Here is a 14643-nt window from a genome sequence, read left to right as displayed (position 1 = left end):
TCGTAAGTAAATATTACTATAATAAGGTTTTAAAGTTAATATAAATTATACGAAAAAATGGAGTAAAATAAATGAAAAAAAGAAAAAATAGTTTAGTTCTCAAATTTCTAATTCCTTATATAATTTCAATGTTTGCTATTTGCATTATGGTTTATATTTTGTATTTTCCACAATACGAAAAAAGATTTTTAAAAGCCGAAGAATCTAATATAAATAATTTAACTGTAATATTAGAAAATAGAATTTTATCTCTTTACGGAAAAGTAAATATATTCTGTTCGTATTTAGAAAAAGAAACCGATACAAATAAATTGAAAAATATATTTTCAAATATTGTAGATAACGATAAAGATATAATGAATATATATTATGGAGGAAGAATTCCTTATAAAGACGGCGGATATATGCTAAATACTGTTGGCAAATTGGCTGCAGATTATGACCAAACTTCAAGAGGCTGGTATAAAGAAGCTTTAAAATCAAAAGATAATATAGCAGTATCCGAACCTTATTTAGATATTATAGACCCGAGCAATCCGATAGTAATAACTTTTTCAAAGGCTATTTATGATAACGAAAATTTATTGGGAGTAGTGGGAGTCGATATATTATTTTCAAAAATTGTAGAAGATTTAGAAATTATTAAAGACTATGAATTGAATATAATAAATCATAGCGGATTATATCTTCACAGTTCTAATAAATCTTATATTTTAAAGCAAAATATTTTTGACGATTCTATCATATCGAAACATAAAGATAATATTCTAAATAATTCTAATTATGGTTGGGTAGAAAAAGATAAAGCTTATATATCCGTTTCGGCTAAAAGTATGCCGTATATATTGATAGTATCTACGCCGACAAACGATTTAAAAAAATCTTTAATAAGTTTAATGATTGTTCTTATTGCCGTATTGATAGTTTTATCAAGCATAGAATTATGTCTTGTTCTTATAGTCGCAAAACCTATTTCTTCTACTTTAGAAAATACTATTAAAATTATAGAATCAATGTCTAAAGGAAATTTCAATATTTCTTTTAAGGATAAAGAATTAAATAAAAAAGACCAAATGGGCGATGTTATGAGAGCGCTTAATAGTATGCAAAATAAATTAGGCGATATAATTTATTCAATGAAAAAAGAAATCAACGGAATTAACGATTCTGTTAATATTATTACAAACGGAAGCGTTAATTTATCCGACAGAGCAAACTCTCAAGCAAGTTCTCTTGAAGAGTTGGCAAGTTCCGTAGAATTTGTATTATCTTCTTTGCGTGAAACCGCTAAAAATGCGAGCAATGCAAAAAGTATGAGCGAAAATGTTTCTAACGCCACAAAAAACGGAGTAGACGCTATAAATAATACTTCCGAAAATATGAATGAAATATCCGAAGCGAGTAAAAAAATATCCGAAATAACAAATACTATAGAATCAATAGCTTTGCAAACAAATATTCTTGCATTAAACGCGTCCGTTGAAGCTGCGCGCGCTGGAGAGCAAGGAAAAGGTTTTGCCGTAGTAGCTTCCGAAGTTAGAAATTTGGCGCTTAATGTAGGAAACGCTGCAAAAGATATTTCTGGAATAGTAGAAGAGACAATACGAAAAATAGATAATGGAAAAATATCGGTTAAAGCGTCTTCATATACTCTTAATCAAATTGAAAATTCGGTTAATGATGTATTAAAATTATTAATAGATATTTCTAACGCTATAATAAACGAAGAAGACAGCATATCTCAAATTAACGCCGCCGTAGTAGAATTAAATAATATTACTCAAGAAAATTCTAAAATAGCTGAAGACGGAGCTAACGCGAGCAAAAATGTTTTAGATAAATCGAAAAATATAGTTAATGAAGTTTCTTATTTTAATTTCAATTAACTTTAACTAATTATTTTGTCTATTAATCTTTTAGCCAATAATTTTGAATCAATATTTTCAATGCAAATATGATTATTTGGGCAGTTTTTCCTTTTATAACATTTTTCGCATTCTATATTATCCGCTCTGAAAACTTCGGAATTTTCCGCAATAGGTCCTACTCTGATTTCGCTTGTCGGTCCGAATATTGCAATAAGAGGTTTTTTGAAAGCGCAACCCGTATGCATAGGAAAAGAATCAACAGTTAACATGCATTGAGAATTTTTTATTAAATATGCAAGTTCTGGCAAATTAAAAAGTCCCGAAGAATCCAAAACATTATCAAAACCTTCTACAATTTCTTTGCATTCTTTATTATAATCCGAAGTCGCAGAAACTATTATTTGAATATCTTTTAATTTTTTTATTTCGGCTATTATCTCTCTCGCTTTATTTACCGACAAATCTTTTGTCTCCCATCTTGAAAAAGGAGAAAAAACTATATAATCTTTTTCAATTTTAAAATTTTTTGTTTGCTTTATTCTTTCAATAGTTTTATTAAAATCTTCTTCTATAGTTTCGGGCAGAAAATAATCTAAATCTACTCCGTCATTTGGACAGTCAAAAAATTTTAAAAATGAAATTAATCCGACTATAGCGTTAATATCGACATAATAATTACTTTTGACGAAAGCCCATTTTCCTTTTGCATATTTTTTTTTAGCCTTGCATAAATAAAGAAAAATTATGCTTCTTTCAAGCCCTTGCAAATCTATAGCGATATCGTATTTTTTTTTTCTAACTTCTTTTATATGAGAGAAAAATTCTTTTATAGTTGAAAAAAATTTTAAAGGCGATTTAAAAATTTCTTTTTCGTATTTATAAATATCTAAAACATATAATTTATTAATATAAGGATTATTTTTTAATATTCCCAAAGCTCTTTTATCGGTTACAATATCAATTTCAGATTCTGGCTTCCATTTTTTCAAAGCTCTTATAACGGGCGTCATGTGAAGAACATCGCCGAGAGAAGTTTGTTTTATTAATAAAATTTTCATAATTTATTTTAATTATATTATTATTATTATAAAATACAACCTTAACATTTATGAATAAAATTTTTCTTCTATTTTCAAAGGTTTGGAATTATTTTCTTTTAGAGTTTCTTTTATGCTTTCTTCTAAAAAAGACGATAGAGTAAATTTAGAACCGATATAATTCACTATTCGTCCTTGATATAATTTTTAAATATTCTCGTTAAATGCATTTTTAGACAACCTAACCTCGCCAGACAATAATTTTTGCATAGCTCCTCTCTTCATTTCCTTAATCAATTATTTTTGCTTTTTCAAATTATCAATTTCTTTATCAAGCAAACTTAAATATCCGCCTATCTTTTCTTGTTCTTTAATCGATTTTGGAATTTTTATTTTTAATTCTTTAATATCTGAAAGTCTAATTGTAGGATATGTAGAACCTACTAATCGACTTTTTATTTGTTTTGCCATATCGTCCGAATATAAATATTGATATATGTATTTCATTTCTATATTTGAATTAGCCGTTAAAACTGCAAAACCTTTGGAACAAATATAATCTTTTGCTTCAAAATCTATAAAAGCATGCCCTAATAAATAAGGGCGAACTGTTGCCATAATAATATCATTTTTATTTATAATTCTTCTTGCAGAAATCGGAGCATTCTCAAAAGTTGTATAGTCGTTTGAAAAATTAATTATTCCTTTTTTAACAGCGGTTAAATCTATATATTTGAATTTATAATTTTTATCAGTATTTTCTTTTAAACTTTTATTATTAATTAAACATATATCGCCAAGTTTAACTATTTCCCATTCGTCTTCAAAACCTTTAAATCTTGCTTCGGGAATATTTTCGCCTTCTTTACAAGTCAATAATTTTTTAGCAATTCCTCTTTTAAATCTTTCTTTTTCTTCTATCAATTTAATTGTATTTTCTAAATATGCGTCAATTTTTGAAAGTGCAGATGCAATGCGTTTTTGTTCGTCTAACGGCGGAATAGGAATTTTTATTTTTCTTAAATTTTCTTTATTAACTCCTCCAATTAAACCCTGTATATTTGAATTAAATTCTCGTAAAAAATCATTACTTTGTAAATAAAAATAAATAAATTTAGGTTCATCTTCAATAGCTTCAAAACAACAAAGTTTATTGCCAAAACAAACATCTTGATTTGTAAATCCTATTTTTCGTCCCGCGCTTCCGCCTTCTATACATAATAAAGAAGTATTTGATTTTGCTATTTTAAAATCTTTTAAATCCTTAAAAGGAATTTTTACTCCGTTCTCATATTCTATTATATTATTAAAACTTATATCTTTTGTCCCAATATAATTTAGTCCTTCTTTTAATCCTATAAAATTTTCTTCCTTCTTCTTTTTGTTAATACTATTCCCCGTATAAATATTACAGGCTTCATTTAAAGTTTTAATTTGCCAATCTGAAGGTAATTTATTCATAATTATTCCTTTATCTTAAAGGAGCTTGAGATATGCTCACTTTAATTTTATTCATTTTATCATTATCTTTATATTTATTATAAATAATTTGTTTAATATAATCCGAAGTTAATTCTTTATCCTCTATTTTACCGCCCAATATAATCTCTTCTATAAAATTTTCGTTTTCGTTAAATAACTCGTTATAATTTATATACAATCTTTTATTATTATCTACTTTTATATTCTCGTCTTTATAATCGGTTGTAATAAGCATTCTTAATTCTTGTTCTTCAAAAAACGCTTCATGCTTTATTATATATCTTATATTTTCAAATAAATTTGAAAATATTTCGTCTTTTAAATTTTTATTTTCTATTTGATTATCTATTTTTTCTGCATAGTTAAATATTTTGTAAAATATATAATTTATGATATTTTCTACACTTTCGTCAATAACTCTATTTAGTTTTACCATGCAATATTTATTTAAATCTACTATTATATTAGAATACTTTGAATTTGTAGGATTAAATATTAATTGATTTTCTTTTTCATTATAATAAAGTATAAAATATAAATTATTAATACCTCTTTTATAATTAGACATCATTTGCATTGGTGTTGCTAGTGAAAGAGGTTCGTTATTAAAATAATTTTTATCTATACATAAGCATATACCCGTAGCTTCTTTATTGTCTTCTTTACCATAAAATCTAAACATTGTTAAAGCGTCTTTATTCCTACTATATGAAGTTTGTAAAGTAATTAAATTATCCTTGTTTTTAATTTTAATATTTAAACCATTTTTACTAAAAATATTTTCTAATATTTTGCCTTCTTTAGGGTCGTTTGCATTCGATATATTTGTTATTCTTATATTATGACTATCATTTAATAAAGAAAATAATACTTTTAACGAGGTATAATGTGATACTTCTATATTATTATTTTTTGTATGTATTATTATAAAATAAAGAGATAACACCTGAAGTAAAAAATATTCATATAATAAAATATTTTTTATATCTTTTAATATATTTTCGTTATTTTTTAAATATTTAGATATAATATTATTTAATAAATTAAAAGTGATATCTTTACGCCATAAATCATTATATTCATTTTTAGATAATATTTTAAAAATATCTTCTATAGTGTCGCTATCATAATTCCAAATGAATATTGATATTATTTGATTAATGTAATTATATGTAAAATATTTATCTAATTTAGAATATTTAAGAAAAGCGTCTATTGATTCTCTATATAATCCTATTTCATGATTTACAATCGACATATTTAAATATGTGCTTTGGTCATAAGGGTTTATTTTTAATGCGGTATTATAATCGTTAAAAGCCTCTTCATATTTTTTTAATCTAACATTTATTAATCCTCTTAAATTATAAAATTGAGAATGTTCGGGAATTGGTTCTTTAATATTATTTATCACTTTATCGCATAATTCTAAAGCTTCTTTAGCATTGCCAGCAACGAGACGCATCGTTATTTCTTGTAATACATTCATAAATAAAATTTCCATTAAAAAATAAAATAATTATTTATTATAACAAAGTTATATAAATTATTTAAATTACAATCTTATCAAAAATAATTTCGGCTTCGCTTTCTAATTTTACTCTTTCAATTTGCAATTTTTTAAGTTCCTCTTTTGAAATTCTTAAATCTACATTTTCATAGCCCTCAAATGTATCTATATATCTTACTATATTCAAGTTATAATCGTTTTCTACAATTTCCTCAAAACTAACCGCGCGGCAATATTTCAATATATCTTTTCGCTTTCTATAAGCCGTTAATATTTTTGAAATATCTTCTTCTCTTAATTTATTTTGTCGTTTATCTTTATAATATTCAAAACTGCCGTCAATAAAAAATATATCTTTATTCTTTTTGTTATTTTTCAAAATAATTAAACATGTCGGTATAGAAGTTCCGTAAAATAAATTTGAAGGAAGTCCTATAATCGTATCTATTAAATTATTTTCAATAATTCTCTGCCTTATAAGTCCTTCGCTTTCTCCTCTTGACAAAATGCTTATAGGCATTACGACTACGATTATTCCGTTTTCTTTCATTGAGTTTATCATATGAAGTAAAAAAGCTAAATCGCCTTTGCTTTTCGGCGGTACTCCAAATTCAAATCTATTGTATTTATCGTTTAATGCAATTTCCTCTCCCCATTTATCTAAACTAAAAGGCGGATTTGCAACCACAACATCAAATTTTCTCAGCTCGCCTTTGTCCGTAAATTTAGGCTCTTTAATCGTATCGCCCCATTCAATTTTTGCTTCGTCTCCAATTTCATGCAAATACATATTCATTCTGCATAAAGCAAATGTTTGGCTATTTTTCTCTTGTCCGTATATTGTGCAATTTTCTCTTCCAATTTCTTTATTAACTTTAATCAAAAGCGAACCGCTGCCGCAAGTCGGGTCGTAAATTTTTACTCCCGTTCTATCGCTAACTATTTTTGCAATAAGAGTCGAAACTTCGGGAGGCGTAAAAAATTCTCCGCCTTTCTTTCCCGCATCCGAAGCAAAATTTGAAATTAAATATTCGTAAGCGTCTCCCATTACATCATTATTTTGAAGAGCGCTCGGGCTTAAATCAAGTTCGCTGTCGCTAAAGTCTTCAAGTAAATGTTTTAAAATTGCATTTCTTGTTTTTGTCTCGCCAAATTTATTAGAATCGTTAAAATCTATATTATTAAAAATGCCGTCAAATTTTTGAGGATTATCTTTTTCAATTTTTCTTAAAGCCGTATTTATTATCTCTCCAATATTTGGCGCTTCCTTATTTTTTAATAAATATTCAAAACTTGCATCTTTGCTTATTTTATAATTCATTCTTTCAAGTCTTCTTTTAAGTTTATCTCCCGAATATTTGCTTTCAAGTTCTTTTATTTTTTCTTTCGCAAAGTCCGATAAATATTTTACAAAAAGCATACTTAAAATATAATCTTTATAAAGCGAAGAATCTATTGAGCCTCGAAAAGTGTCGCATGCCTTCCAAACTATATTTTCAACCGTTTCTTTTGTAGTTTTCTTTTGCATAATTTTCTCCTTAAAATATTTTATTCAAATTTTTATTTATTTTATTATTAATAATTTACATATTATATATTTAATTATTCTATTTTACAATTTTCAACTTTTAATTTTTAATTTGAGTTAATAAAATCATTATAATTCTATTTAAATTTATATTTTTTATGCTAATATATAAATAATAAAAACATAGGATTAATTTAAATGAATAAATTTAATAAATATTTTTTAATGAATGAAAAAGATATTTTAGAATACGCCAAAGAAAAATTTAAATATTTTAATTCTAAAGATACGACTTGCAATGAAATTGGAGATGGAAATTTAAATTATGTTTATAGAGTTAAAAATAATAAAAAATCCGTCATAATAAAACAAGCGGGAGTTCATACAAGAAGCAATTCTTCGGGTAGAATTTTAGATATTAACAGAAATAAAAAAGAAGCTGAAATTTTAACTTATTACGGAAAAAAATTCCCAAAACTTGCTCCTAAAATTTTTTATATAGACGAAACAATGAAACTTTTTATAATGGAAGATTTGAAAGATTGCATTATATTAAGAGACGCTTTGATTAAAGGAAAAATTCTTTATCATCTGCCCGAACAGATAACCGATTTTATAATAGAAACTACTTTATCAACCGCCGATTTTTTTACAGATGCATTTTCTAAAAAAAACGAAGTTATAAAATATACGAATAAAGAATTATGTAAAATAAGCGAGGAGTTGGTTTTTACAGAGCCTTTTTTTAATTTGCTTAAAGAAAATGTTTTTTCAAAAAGATTGAAAAAATATGTTGAAAAAGAATTTTATAAAAATAAAAAATTGCAATTTGAAGCGGCAAAATTAAAATACGAGTTTATGAATAATCCTCAAGCTTTGATACATGGCGATTTGCATACGGGTTCTATTTTTACAAACGACAAATATATTAAAGTTATGGATTGCGAATTTGCATTTTATGGACCGATTGGCTACGACTTGGGAACTTTAATTGCAAATCTTATTTTTTCTTATGTTTATCATTTGAATATTACGAATAATAAAAAATTTATGCGTTTTATTTATAATGCCATAAACGATATAATAAAATTATTCAAAAAGAAATTTTTAATTAAATTTAAAAAAGATATTAAAGACATTTCGGCAAAAAACGAAGAGTTTAAAAAATATTATCTTGATAATATTTTAAAATATTCTTTCGGAATTTGCGGACTTGAAATAATAAGAAGAACTACAGGTTGTGCGAGAGTTAAAGAAATAGAATCCGTTTCTGACGAAAAAAAGAGAGCCGACATTGAATATAATTTGCTAAAAATTGGAAAAGAAGTTATAATGCAAAGAGAAAAACTAATAAGAGTTGCAGATTTTACAAATTGGTTAAAATTTAATTTGTAATTCATTGTGGAGGTTAATCAATGAAAAATCTAAAAAATTTAATAATAATATTATTCTTTTTATCCTTATTTCATATTTGCTGTAAGTCAAATTCAAACCCGATAACATTATCCTATTATGTGGGCAAATGGTATAATGTAAAAGATAATACTCTTGTTATTACGATATACTCTGACGGTTCTATGAGCGAAAGTAGTGACAAAAAAATTCACGCATCCGATATAACAAGAATTAGCGCGACAAGTTATAAGAATAAACAAGGCGATGCTTTATATTTTAGAAGTTTCACTAAAGGAACATTCACCGCTCAAGGAGCAGAAAATCCCACAATTATTACTAGAAAATAAAATAGAAATTGAATGATTAAAAAAATTTTAAGAATTTTTTGAGAGAGAAAATAAATTAATTTAAGAGAAAAATCTATGGAAAGAATCGATAAAGATTTGGCTTTTATGCTTCAATTTGAAAATATAGCTTGGTATGAAGAGGGAATAGTAAAAATATTAGATAGGCGAGTTTATCCGAATAAAATTAATTTTGTCGAATGCAAAACTTATAAAGAAGTTTCTAAAGCAATAGCCGATATGGTGACTCAAAGCGCGGGACCTTATTTGGCTGTTGCAATGGGAATGGCTTTGGCGGGATATGAAGCTAAAAATTTGCAAGGCGAAGATAAAATTAAATTTCTTAAAAACGCTTGCGATACTTTGGCAAACTCTCGTCCGACTACAAGCGCAAGAATGATGTCTATAACAAAAAATTGTTTAGATGCTGGAATTGACGCTATAAATAAAAACAAAGATTCAAACGAAATAATAGAGGAAATTTTTAATAAAGGAATAGAACTTTCCACAAAAAGATACTCGAAAATTAAAAAAATGGCTGAATATTTGGTTTCAATGTTTCCCTCTAAAGGGACGATTTTAACTCAATGTTTTGGAGAGTCAATAGTCGGTTTTATGATTAGAGAATTTCAAAAACAAAATAAAGATATAAAAATAATTTGCGCTGAAACTCGTCCGTATTTTCAAGGAGCAAGATTAACGGCAACCGTAGCCTTTGAGCAAAATGCCGATACAACAGTTATAACAGACAATATGATAGCTTATACAATGCAAGAGAAAAAAATCGATATATTCACTTCCGCTGCAGATTTGATTTGCCTAAACGGAGCGGTTGTAAATAAAATCGGCACTTATCAAATAGCGATTATTTCAAAATATTTGGGAGTTCCTTATTTTGTAACGGGAGCGCCCGATAAAAGTCATAGAGGATTTGAAGATATAGAATTTGAGTTTAGAGACGAAAAATTGGTAACGGAAGCTATGGGAGTAAAAACTGCAAAAAAAGGAGTTAAAGGATTTTATCCCGCTTTCGATTATACTCCGCCGCATTTGGTAAGCGCGATAATTACCGATTTAGGAATATTTTCTCCTTATGATGTTTTTAAATATTATGAAAATAATTCTGAAGGCGAATATTAATTTTATAAATATAAACTCGCTTCAAGTCCAAATTTACTTTCCATTTTTTTGAAAGCGTATAATTGTTTAGAGCGTTCATATTGATATTTTACGCCAATTATAATTCTGTAAATTTCAACGCCAGCTCCTACGGATATTGAAGGCGTCCATTCGCTATAACTTCTTAAAGCTATATAATCGTCAATAGTTCTTTTAATCGTATTTATTTGGTCAAGATTAACTCCTAAATATACTCCCGAAATAAAACTAATCTCTCCCCAAATTGGAACTCTAAAACCTATTCCAGAAAAAATATTAAACAAATCAACCAAATTTGATTTTTTAAAACCCGTAATTGCAAAAGCTACTCCGCCGTAAAAAGCAAACCATCCGTATTTGTAATGAGCGGAAAATTGCATTTGCTCAAATCCGTTATCTTTAAATTCTTCCGTAGATTTATCGTATAACTTATCGTCTCCCAATATATCGCCCGCTATATGAGAGCATACATGCCTTAAAGGAGAAAATCTAAACTTAAAAGAATTATTATATATATAATCAAAAAATACTTCCGTCTGCGTATAAGTTCCGTAAAATAAACTTTTTCCGTAATATTGACTAAATCCTTTTCCGTAATGCGAAAAGAAAAAATGCGTCAAATATCCAACTCCTATTTTAAATCTATGTTTTTCATTATGCTTAAAACTTATTGGCGTCACTTCTGTAGCTAAAGTCGGATGATAATATAATATCATTTTGTCAAAATTAAAATTTTTATTCGGATACATTTCTTTTATATTAAAAATATCTCCAAACCAAAATTTGCTATTATAAGCGTTTGGATTAAGCCAAGAAGAAAAATATCTATCCGTTGCATAATTCTTAAAAGGATTATATTCCCACTTAGTTTTTACTTTTTCCTCATAATTATCCATTTTATATTTTAACGAGCCGTTAGTTTCATCGCAATAAAGAAATAAATTTATAGAAAATAATAATAAGACGCTATAATAGATAAAATTTTTAAACATATTAACTCCTAACTTATAATTTAATATTAATAGTATGATTTTCCGAAAAGTATGATATAATAGTATGTAAATTATGTCAAGCAATAGAATTTTTTGCTTTAAATTTTTAATATTTTTTATATAATATATGGTAAATAAGGTATATTTATTAGGTAAATTAATGTTTATAAAAAAGATTTTATTAATTGTTATATTTATTACGATTTCAAGCGTAAGTCAATTAAACGGTTATATTTCAAGTTCGCCTATGTATCTTATGGAAGAAAAAGAATTAATAGGCATTGAAACTATAAATTATAACGATTATTCTCAAAATTTAAAAATATTAAGTTTTCCTATGGTAAGTTCGGCAATGTGGTTTAAGGATTTTCCGATATTGGATTTAATTTTGGATGTATATGTTTTTGTCGCTTATAATAAAAATGTAAATACTTTTGTGACTTATCTTAATTTTTATAGAACCTTAAAATCTATAGAATACAGATTTGAAAAAAGCAATTTTTCTTTGGTTTTTTACTATTCAAGCACAATGAATAATTATTATAATTCAATGATTAGAGATTTATCGATAACATATAGCAAATATTATTTTGATACGCATGTTTATTTGGGTTTTAATTATTATTTGAATTGAGTTTATTCTTTGTTAATATTTTTTATATATAAAAAAGCTACCGATTATTAAATCGATAGCTTTTATTATTTTAAACTTTCATGCTTTTATTTCACTATTTTATCCGCTATTCCAAGCAAAGCCTGAATTTTCGGAGAGAACGCTATAATCGCGCCTGCAAAAACCACGCTTATTAAACTCATTAATTTTATAAGAATATTTAAACTTGGTCCTGAAGTGTCTTTAAATGGGTCGCCAACAGTATCGCCAATAACCGCAGCGGCATGATTAGGATTTGTTATTTTATTTCCATTTTTATCCGTAATTTTTTTTCCGCCCAAATTTCCAGCTTCTATATATTTTTTAGCGTTATCCCAAGAACCGCCCGCGTTTGACATCATAACAGCCATTGCAAAACCAGAAGTTAATCCGCCAATTAAAAGCCCAATAACAGCGGGAACTCCAAATAAGAAGCCAACCAAAACGGGAACTATTATAGCCAAAACCGAAGGAATAATCATTTCTTTTTGAGCCGATTTTGTGCAAATTTGAACAGCTTTTTCATAATCCGCTTTAACTCCTTCTTCTCCAGCCAAAAGTCCTTTTATCTCTCTAAATTGTCTTCTAACTTCTTCAACTACTCCGCCAGCAGCTCTTCCAACCGCTTTCATTGTCAACGCGCAGAAGAAGAATACAAGCATTGAACCTACAAATATTCCAACTATTACTTTTGGATTCATTAAGTGAATATTGAAAGCCTGCATAAATTCGTTCATACTCAAGCTATAAACTACTTTATTATATAATTCTGAAGAACTTTCCGCGGTATATTTTACCGAACCTATAACTATTTCTTTTAAATTACCGCTATTAATCATTCTGCCCAAAGCCGTTTTAATTTCTTCTATATAAGCGGCGACTAAAGCCATAGCCGTTAAAGCCGCAGAACATATTGCAAAACCTTTTCCTGTAGCAGCCGTAGTATTTCCTAAAGAATCCAAAGCGTCCGTTCTCTCTCTAACGCTTTCAGGCAAACCAGACATTTCTGCATTTCCTCCCGCATTATCGGCAATTGGTCCGTAAGCGTCCGTAGCCAAAGTGATTCCTAAAGTAGATAACATACCAACTGAAGCCAAAGCTATTCCATATAATCCTTGAGAGAAAGAACCGACTTCAGAACCGAAACCGCCCGCAAAACCGAAAGATAATATTATAGAAACGACTACTGTAACAACGGGTATTAAAGTAGATTGCATACCGATTGCAAGTCCTCCGATTATAACTGTTGCAGGTCCCGTTTTTGATTGTTCAGCAACCCATTGAGTAGGTTTGTATTCTGCAGCCGTATAATATTCTGTGAAGAAACCGACAACATTACCAGCGATAAGTCCCACTATTATTGAAACGAATAATCCCAAATTATTAGGAAGAAGCGCTTTTACAAGTAAGAATGAAACTACTATAATAATAACGCTACTTACATAAACTCCGACTCTTAAAGATTTTAATAATTCTCCCATAGACGCTTTTTCTTTAGTTTTAACGAAGAAAACTCCGACTATTGAAGATAAAGTTCCTATTGCAGCGAGTATAAGAGGAAGAGTAACCGCATATATTGGGCTTATTGTAGGATTTATATAACCGAAAGCCGCAGAACCTAAACTCATTGCCGCAAGTATTGAGCCAGCATAAGATTCGTAAAGGTCCGCTCCCATTCCAGCAACATCGCCGACATTATCGCCGACATTATCCGCTATAACGGCAGGATTTCTTGGGTCGTCTTCAGGTATTCCAGCTTCAACTTTACCGACTAAATCCGCTCCGACATCGGCAGCTTTTGTAAATATTCCGCCTCCGACTCTTGCAAATAGAGCCTGAAAAGAAGCGCCTACTCCAAAGCTTAACATTGTTGTCGTTATAAAATGCATTTTAGCGGCGATATAATCCATAGAATCTCTTGAAATATTTCCAACTCCTAAAAAATCCGTATTAAACCAATTATTATCAAGCCAACCGTTTAATATTATAAACCACATTGAAATATCGAATAAAGCCAAACCTACAACCGTAAGCCCCATAACCGCTCCAGAGCGAAAAGCTATAGTCAAACCTTGATTTAAAGATTTTGAAGCCGCATGAGCTGTTCTTGCAGACGCGTAAGTCGCTGTTTTCATTCCTAAAAAGCCCGATAGAGTTGAGAAAAAACCTCCCGTTAAAAATCCAATCGGAACGAAAGGATTTTGCACTTTTAATGCATAAGAAAGAATGGCAAAGATAATGAAAGCTCCGCCAAAGAAGAAGGCTATAACCCTATATTGTTGTTTAAGGTAAGCCAAAGCTCCAGAGCGAACATGAGAAGCTATCTCTTTCATTTTGTCCGTTCCCTCGTCCTGTTTTCGCATCCATTTATAGAAATAAAATGCGAATGCTAAAGTTAATACTGCCGCCGATATTGTAAAAAAGCGGGCATTTTGAATTAACATTTCCATAATAGTCCCCTATAAATTAAAATTTTTAAAAATTATTAAATTGATTATAACAAAAAAAATATAAATTGTCAATATATTTTATGAAATTCTAATATATAATTTGCATATTTAAAACATAGAATTTTTTTAGAAAAAAATTAAGGTAGAGCAGGTTCTGTCGCCATAATTGGAGACGGTTCTATAGCTACATTTACGGACGAAGGCGGAGAATTAGTTTACAGAAGATT

11 protein-coding genes are annotated in these 14643 nt (G+C 28.2%); 5 read left to right on the top strand and 6 right to left on the bottom strand.

Annotation, left to right across the window (positions count from 1 at the left end):
• Positions 1-71: 71 nt before the first annotated feature.
• A complete protein-coding gene (locus EPJ79_RS03290; RefSeq protein WP_147738429.1) occupies positions 72-1886 on the top strand; it encodes a methyl-accepting chemotaxis protein in 1815 nt (604 codons plus the stop codon).
• Between the two features lie 2 nt (positions 1887-1888).
• Here EPJ79_RS03290 and EPJ79_RS03285 read toward each other — a convergent pair whose 3' ends face one another.
• The 4 genes from EPJ79_RS03285 to EPJ79_RS03270 form a co-directional block, all read right to left on the bottom strand.
• On the bottom strand, positions 1889-2926 hold the full coding sequence (locus EPJ79_RS03285; RefSeq protein ID WP_147738428.1) for a glycosyltransferase family 9 protein: 1038 nt from the start codon (positions 2924-2926) through the stop codon (positions 1889-1891).
• A 276-nt stretch (positions 2927-3202) separates the two neighbouring features.
• The gene (locus EPJ79_RS11505; protein ID WP_158634347.1) at positions 3203-4366 is read right to left on the bottom strand and encodes a restriction endonuclease subunit S; all 1164 of its coding nucleotides are present in this window, start codon (positions 4364-4366) and stop codon (positions 3203-3205) included.
• Positions 4367-4376: 10 nt separating this feature from the next.
• The gene (locus EPJ79_RS03275; protein WP_158634346.1) at positions 4377-5876 is read right to left on the bottom strand and encodes a tetratricopeptide repeat protein; all 1500 of its coding nucleotides are present in this window, start codon (positions 5874-5876) and stop codon (positions 4377-4379) included.
• Between the two features lie 61 nt (positions 5877-5937).
• Entirely contained in the window at positions 5938-7425 is a 1488-nt protein-coding gene (locus tag EPJ79_RS03270) for a type I restriction-modification system subunit M (RefSeq protein ID WP_147738426.1), read from the bottom strand.
• 198 nt (positions 7426-7623) lie between these two features.
• Between EPJ79_RS03270 and mtnK the strand changes: the two genes are divergently transcribed.
• The 3 genes from mtnK (at position 7624) to EPJ79_RS03255 (ending at position 10304) form a co-directional block, all read left to right on the top strand.
• Positions 7624-8820, top strand: a complete 1197-nt coding sequence (gene mtnK / locus EPJ79_RS03265; RefSeq protein ID WP_147738425.1) for an S-methyl-5-thioribose kinase — start codon at positions 7624-7626, stop codon at positions 8818-8820.
• A 20-nt stretch (positions 8821-8840) separates the two neighbouring features.
• Positions 8841-9167, top strand: a complete 327-nt coding sequence (locus EPJ79_RS03260) for a hypothetical protein (protein WP_147738424.1) — start codon at positions 8841-8843, stop codon at positions 9165-9167.
• Between the two features lie 75 nt (positions 9168-9242).
• Positions 9243-10304, top strand: coding sequence for an S-methyl-5-thioribose-1-phosphate isomerase (locus tag EPJ79_RS03255; protein ID WP_147738423.1), 1062 nt, complete (start codon positions 9243-9245; stop codon positions 10302-10304).
• Positions 10305-10306: 2 nt separating this feature from the next.
• Here the strand turns inward: EPJ79_RS03255 and EPJ79_RS03250 are convergent, their stop codons facing one another.
• Positions 10307-11314 carry a hypothetical protein gene (locus EPJ79_RS03250; RefSeq protein ID WP_244289059.1) on the bottom strand — a complete coding sequence of 336 codons (1008 nt, stop codon included), beginning with the start codon at positions 11312-11314 and terminating at the stop codon, positions 10307-10309.
• 160 nt (positions 11315-11474) lie between these two features.
• On the opposite strand from EPJ79_RS03250, the gene EPJ79_RS03245 reads away from it, so the two are divergent.
• On the top strand, positions 11475-11948 hold the full coding sequence (locus EPJ79_RS03245; RefSeq protein WP_147738422.1) for a hypothetical protein: 474 nt from the start codon (positions 11475-11477) through the stop codon (positions 11946-11948).
• 86 nt (positions 11949-12034) lie between these two features.
• Here EPJ79_RS03245 and EPJ79_RS03240 read toward each other — a convergent pair whose 3' ends face one another.
• Positions 12035-14416 carry a sodium-translocating pyrophosphatase gene (locus EPJ79_RS03240; protein ID WP_147738421.1) on the bottom strand — a complete coding sequence of 794 codons (2382 nt, stop codon included), beginning with the start codon at positions 14414-14416 and terminating at the stop codon, positions 12035-12037.
• Positions 14417-14643 lie beyond the last annotated feature (227 nt).

Origin of the sequence: Brachyspira aalborgi, from assembly GCF_008016455.1 — a bacterium.
GTDB classification, from domain to species: Bacteria; Spirochaetota; Brachyspiria; order Brachyspirales; family Brachyspiraceae; genus Brachyspira; species Brachyspira aalborgi.
This window is presented reverse-complemented; position numbering and strand designations above follow the sequence as displayed.

Bases quoted from the DNA above. Each gene is read 5' to 3' on its own strand.
- mtnK (WP_147738425.1), top strand. From the start codon at position 7,624: ATGAATAAATTTAATAAATATTTTTTAATGAATGAAAAAGATATTTTA.
- EPJ79_RS03250 (WP_244289059.1), bottom strand. From the start codon at position 11,314: ATGTTTAAAAATTTTATCTATTATAGCGTCTTATTATTATTTTCTATA.
- EPJ79_RS03260 (WP_147738424.1), top strand. From the start codon at position 8,841: ATGAAAAATCTAAAAAATTTAATAATAATATTATTCTTTTTATCCTTA.
- EPJ79_RS03245 (WP_147738422.1), top strand. From the start codon at position 11,475: ATGTTTATAAAAAAGATTTTATTAATTGTTATATTTATTACGATTTCA.
- EPJ79_RS03290 (WP_147738429.1), top strand. From the start codon at position 72: ATGAAAAAAAGAAAAAATAGTTTAGTTCTCAAATTTCTAATTCCTTAT.
- EPJ79_RS03285 (WP_147738428.1), bottom strand. From the start codon at position 2,926: ATGAAAATTTTATTAATAAAACAAACTTCTCTCGGCGATGTTCTTCAC.
- EPJ79_RS03275 (WP_158634346.1), bottom strand. From the start codon at position 5,876: ATGAATGTATTACAAGAAATAACGATGCGTCTCGTTGCTGGCAATGCT.
- EPJ79_RS03240 (WP_147738421.1), bottom strand. From the start codon at position 14,416: ATGGAAATGTTAATTCAAAATGCCCGCTTTTTTACAATATCGGCGGCA.
- EPJ79_RS03255 (WP_147738423.1), top strand. From the start codon at position 9,243: ATGGAAAGAATCGATAAAGATTTGGCTTTTATGCTTCAATTTGAAAAT.
- EPJ79_RS11505 (WP_158634347.1), bottom strand. From the start codon at position 4,366: ATGAATAAATTACCTTCAGATTGGCAAATTAAAACTTTAAATGAAGCC.
- EPJ79_RS03270 (WP_147738426.1), bottom strand. From the start codon at position 7,425: ATGCAAAAGAAAACTACAAAAGAAACGGTTGAAAATATAGTTTGGAAG.